The sequence below is a fragment of the Aeromicrobium sp. genome, from assembly GCF_036675695.1.
Classification (GTDB): Bacteria; Actinomycetota; Actinomycetes; order Propionibacteriales; family Nocardioidaceae; genus Aeromicrobium.
The window spans coordinates 1-5,594 of sequence record NZ_JAKFEL010000269.1; the positions used below are offsets into that span (position 1 = coordinate 1).

The 5,594-nt window shown below is 64.6% G+C and carries 4 protein-coding genes; all 4 read left to right on the plus strand.

Translation table 11 applies throughout. The features are described 5' to 3' along the window. The first annotated feature begins 106 nt into the window (after positions 1-106). The 4 genes from V6M39_RS18000 to V6M39_RS18015 are packed head-to-tail and all read left to right on the plus strand — an operon-like array spanning position 107 to position 5,554. The gene (locus V6M39_RS18000) at positions 107-1,270 is read left to right on the plus strand and encodes a steroid 3-ketoacyl-CoA thiolase (RefSeq protein WP_332645197.1); all 1,164 of its coding nucleotides are present in this window, start codon (positions 107-109) and stop codon (positions 1,268-1,270) included. Positions 1,271-1,284: 14 nt separating this feature from the next. Beyond that, positions 1,285-2,919, plus strand: a complete 1,635-nt coding sequence (locus tag V6M39_RS18005; RefSeq protein WP_332645198.1) for a GMC family oxidoreductase — start codon at positions 1,285-1,287, stop codon at positions 2,917-2,919. Then, on the plus strand, positions 2,916-4,472 hold the full coding sequence (locus tag V6M39_RS18010; RefSeq protein ID WP_332645199.1) for a succinic semialdehyde dehydrogenase: 1,557 nt from the start codon (positions 2,916-2,918) through the stop codon (positions 4,470-4,472). The genes V6M39_RS18005 and V6M39_RS18010 overlap by 4 nt, the downstream gene beginning before the upstream one ends. Continuing rightward, positions 4,472-5,554, plus strand: a complete 1,083-nt coding sequence (locus V6M39_RS18015) for an NAD(P)H-dependent amine dehydrogenase family protein (protein ID WP_332645200.1) — start codon at positions 4,472-4,474, stop codon at positions 5,552-5,554. Before V6M39_RS18010 ends, V6M39_RS18015 begins: the two co-directional genes overlap by 1 nt. The last annotated feature ends 40 nt before the right edge of the window (positions 5,555-5,594 follow it).

The window sequence follows — 5,594 nt, forward strand, 5'->3', positions numbered from 1 at the left end:
CCTAGTCGGTTTTCTGCAACACGTTCTAGTTCTGATTCTATCCTTACACGGGTCCGGTCCAATCGGAAGGCTTGTGCAAGACGAGAACGTGTTCTAGTTTTACCCTATGGGCACCCCTGTAATTGTCGATGCCGTCCGCACGCCACAAGGCAAGAAGAATGGCGTACTAGCCGGACTCCACCCCGCCGTTCTTCTCGGCATGACGCAGTCCGAGGTCATCTCTCGCGCTGGGATCGACGCCAACCTCGTCGACCAGGTGATTGGAGGCAACGTCACCTCCGCCGGCGAGCAGTCCAACAACATGATCCGTCGAGCGTGGATGCATGCCGGCCTCCCGAATGCCACCTCCTCGTCGCAGATTGATGCCCAGTGCTCATCTGCTCAGCAGGCCACGCACCTAATCCACGCGATGATCGCCGCCGGCCAGATCAAGGCTGGCATCTCCTGTGGAGTCGAGTCGATGTCACGCGTACCGCTGGGCGCAAACGTCCCTCCCGGCACCGGCGATCCCCGACCTGACGACTGGTCGATCGACCTGCCCAACCAGTTCGTGGGTGCCGACCGCATCGTCCACGACCGTGGATTCTCCCGCGAAGAGGTCGACGCATTCGGCCTGTGGTCGCAGGAGAAGGCCAAGGCCGCCCGCGACGCCGGACACTTCAGCCGCGAGATCTTCGCCATCAAGGCACCCGTGCTCGACGAGGACGGCAAGCCGACCGGCGACACCCAGATCGTCGACGCCGATCAGGGCATCCGCGAGACCTCACTCGAGAAGCTCGCCACGCTCAAGCCCGTCATGCCCGAAGGTACGCACACCGCAGGCACCTCCTCGCAGATCTCAGATGGCGCATCCGCCCTGCTGCTGATGGACTCCGACCTCGCCGAGTCGCTCGGACTCAAGCCGCGCGCTCGCATCATCACCTCTTGCCTGGTCGGCACCGACCCGTACTACCACCTAGACGGACCGGTCCAGGCAACCGAGAAGCTCCTCAAGGACAGCGGTATGTCGATCTCCGACATCGACATCTGCGAGGTCAACGAGGCTTTTGCCGGCGTCGTCATGTCGTGGGCCAAGGTCCACTCCGTGCCCGAGGACAAGATCAACGTGAACGGTGGCGCCATCGCCCTCGGTCACCCTGTCGGCTCGACCGGCACCCGGTTGCTGACCACTGCGCTGCACGAGCTTGAACGCCGCGACGCCAGCACCGCCCTCATCTCGATGTGTGCCGGAGGGGCGCAGGCATCGGGCACCATCATCGAACGAATCTGACAAGAGAGACATTCATGGCAAAGAACACTGGTCGCAACGGTTCTGGCCGCGACGAGGCTGACTACATCGTCGTCGGTGCTGGCAGTGCCGGATCCGCCGTTGCGTCACGTCTCGCCGCATCCGGCGCATCCGTGATTCTGCTCGAGGCGGGCAAGAAGGACTCTTCGATGCTGGTGACAAAGCCCGGCATGATCGGCCCGATGCACGCCGAGCCCAAGATCAAGAAGACGGTCGACTGGGGCTACTACACAACGCCCCAGAAGCACATGAACAACCGTGTCATCCCGCAGACCCGCGGCAAGGTGCTCGGCGGCTCAAGCTCGGTCAACGGCCTGCTCTGGGTGCGCGGCAACCGCGCCAACTACGACTCTTGGGCGGCAGAGGGCAACACCGGCTGGGACGCCGACTCGGTCAACGAGACCTACAAGCGCGTCGAAGACTTCGAAGACGGCGAGAACGACTACCGCGGTGCCGGCGGACCGATCAAGGTCCAGCGCCACACCCAGCGGACCGAAGCGGCGCTGCAGTTCGAACAGGCCGCCGCCGACACACTCGGCGTCAAGATCCTCAAGGACTACAACGCTGCCGAGCAGGAGGGCGTGAGCCACTTCCAGCAAAGCGCCGACAGCGGCAAGCGCTACTCGTCGTCACGCGGCTACATCACCAACGCCGATCGGCCGACCCTCGAGGTCCTGACCGAGGTCCACGCGCAGAAGGTCGTGATCGAGAACGGCCGGGCAACCGGCGTCGAGATCCTCGACAAGAAGGGCAATCGGCGAACTCTTCGCGCCGGCAAGGAAGTCATCCTCTCGGCCGGATTCATCGGTTCCGCCCAGCTGCTCATGCTCTCGGGTGTCGGTCCCGCCGACCACCTCAAGGAGCACGGTATCGAGGTCAAGGCTGACCTCCCGGTCGGCGAAAACCTCCACGACCACCTGTTCGTCCCGACGACGTGGATCATGCCCAACGCCAAGCACAAGGGGAAGGCGTCCTACTTCGCCCGCGGCCTCGCCAAGGAGCTCACGGTCGGCGGGTCGTTCCTCGAGAACTCCGTGTTCGAGACGGTGGCCTTCGTACGTACGTCGCTCGCCACCGACGTTCCTGACCTCCAGCTGCACGTGTTGCCCTGGGCCTATCCGTCGCCCAACCAGGACGCGCCGGTCCGTCACCAGGTCGATCCGCGCAAGGCGATCACCGTGATGTCGACGCTGATCTATCCGCGTAGCCGCGGCACGATCCGTCTCGCGTCGGCCGATGCCGCCACGGCGCCGTTGATCGACATGAACTACCTCGCCGAGCCCGGCGACCAGCAGGTGCTGGCCGAGGGTGTCGAGATCATCCGCGAGATCATGAAGTCGGCCGCGTTTGCCGGCAACGTCAAGGCCGAGCTGCACCCGGGCCCGGAATACGACGCGGCGAACATGAAGGCCGAGGTCCTCAACCGGGCCACGACCGTCTATCACGGAGTCGGTACCTGTCGGATGGGCACAGATGACCGCGCGGTCGTCGGTCCAGACCTCAAGGTCCGCGGCATCGAGGGTCTGCGCGTTGCGGATGCGTCGATCATGCCGTCGATCATCGGTGGCAACACGAACGCACCTTCGATCATGATCGGCGACAAGGCCGCCGACCTGGTGCTCGGTTCATGACGACGCGACCGGCCAGCTTGACGCCGGAGTTCCTCGACAGCCTGGTGAAGCGCGTACCCGGCAGCACCGGCAACACGTGGAAGCTGACCGAGGTCTACACCGGCGATCTGCTGGTCGAGCTCCCTCAGTCGTCCGAGAGCGACATCGTCCAGGCCTGCGCCGACGCACGCGCCGCCCAGGAGATCTGGGGCTCGTGGTCGGTCAAGAAGCGGCTTGGCGTCATGAAGAAGTTCCACCGCCTTGTGATCGACAACCAGATGCTCATCACCGACCTGATCCAGGCCGAGAGCGGCAAGAACCGTCGTATGGCCTTCGAGGAGTCCTGCGACATCCCGATGGGCGCGAGTCACTACATCAAGCGCGCGCCCAAGCTGCTCAAGGACCGCAAGCACGCCGGACCGGTGCCGTTCCTGTCGTACTCGACCGAGGTCCGCCGCCCCAAGGGTGTCGTCGCGATCATCGCGCCGTGGAACTTCCCGTTCGCGACGGGCGTCTCCGACACGATCCCAGCGCTGATTGCCGGCAACGCCGTCGTGCTCAAGCCGGACAACAAGACCGCTCTGTCGCCGCTTTTCGGCATCCAGCTCCTCGAGGAGGCTGGCATCCCGGCAGGCCTCGTTCAGGTCATCTGCGGCGAAGGCCCCGATGTCGGCGGCCCGATGCTGGCCAACTCCAACTACGTCATGTTCACCGGTTCGACGGCGACCGGCCGCGTGATCGGCGAGCTCGCCGGCAAGAACCTCATTGGCTGCTGCCTCGAGCTGGGCGGCAAGAACCCGATGCTCGTGCTCGAGGACGCCAATGTCGACGAGGCCGTGCATGCTGCGCTCTTCGGCGGCTTCGGCAACTCCGGCCAGATCTGCATGCACGTCGAGCGCCTCTACATCCACGACTCGATCTATGACGAGTTCCGCGACAAGTTCGTGGCGGAGACGCAGAAGCTCAACGTCAGCGCTGCGTACGACTTCCTTCCCGACATGGGATCGCTCGTGTCGGTCGACCACAAGGACCGCGTCGTCTCTCACGTCGAGGACGCCAAGGCGAAGGGTGCCAAGGTCCTTACGGGCGGCAACGCCCGTCCCGACCTCGGTCCTGCCTTCTTCGAGCCGACGATCCTCGAGGGTGTCACGAAGGACATGCTTGCCGGATCGACCGAGACGTTCGGTCCCGTTGTCGGCCTCTACCGCTTCGCGACCGAGGACGAGGGCATCGCTCTCGCCAACGACACCGACTACGGCCTCAACGCCTCGGTCTGGAGCAAGGACCTCGATCACGCCAAGGATGTCGCTCGTCGCATCGACTCGGGCAACGTCAACATCAACGACATCCTCGCGACTGCCTACGCCTCGAAGGGCACGCCTTCAGGCGGCCTGAAGAACTCCGGCGTCGGCGCCCGCCACGGAGACCAGGGTCTGCTCAAGTACACCGATGCTCAGAACATCGGCGTGCTCAAGAAGCAGATCATGGGGCCGCAGGGCAAGCAGACGTACGACGCCTATGCCAAGCAGACCCAGACGTCGCTCAAGCTCATGCGCAAGACTCGCCTCCGCTGATGATCCGCACCGCCGTGTGGGGAACGGGCAACGTCGGACGCGCGTCCATTCGCGCGGTTGACGCACACCCCGATCTCGATCTGACCGCGGTGATCGTGCACAACCCCGAGAAGGTCGGCAAGGACGCCGGTGACCTGTCCGATGTCGGTCGCGCGCTTGGCGTTGCTGCAACTGACGACATCGACGGCACGCTCGCTGGCATTGATGCGCTCGTCTACGCGGCATCCGGCGAGATCAGGCCCGAGGAGGCGCTCGCCGACATCAACAAGGCGATCGCCCTCGGCATCGTGGTGGTCACCCCCTCGCTCTACGGGATGTACGACCCCGACTCAGCTCCGGCGGAGTTCCGCGACCCGATCCACGCGGCGATCAAGGAGGGCGGCGGTTCGCTGTTCGTCTCCGGTATCGACCCGGGCTGGGGCAACGACATCCTTCCGGTGTTGATCAGCGGCTTGGCCTCGACGATCGACCAGATCCGATGCCAGGAGATCTTCGACTACACGACGTACGACCAACAGGACTCCGTACGGTTCTTGATCGGCATGGGCGAGCCGATGGACTACGAGCCGCCGATGGTGGCTCCGACGATCCCGTCGATGGTCTGGGGCGGACAGGTGCGGCTCATCGCCAAGGCGCTCGGCGTCGAGATCGATGAGATCACCGAGCACGTCGAACGCCGGGCGCTGGACGAGACAGTAGAGAACGCCGCGATGGGCACGTTCGAGAAGGGCACCCAGGGCGCGCTGCGCTTCGAGGTGCAGGGCGTCATCGACGGCGAGGTCAAGATCATCGTCGAGCACGTCACCCGCATCCACCCTGACTGCGCGCCCGACTGGCCCTCACCGCCCGACGGCGGCGACGGCGCTCACCGCGTCATCATCGAAGGTCGGCCGCGCATCGAGGTCAACGTCGAAGCAACCGACGAGGGCGGCAACCGGGCTGCAGGCGGCAACGCCACGGCCGTCGGCCGCATCGTCAACTCGATCCCCTGGCTCAAGGACAACGAGCCAGGTCTGTACGACGCACTCCAGGTTCCGCTCATCCCAGCCGTAGGCAAGCTCTCAAGGACGGTCAAAGCATGATCATCGACGTACCCGAAGGCAAAGACCCCATCAACTACGT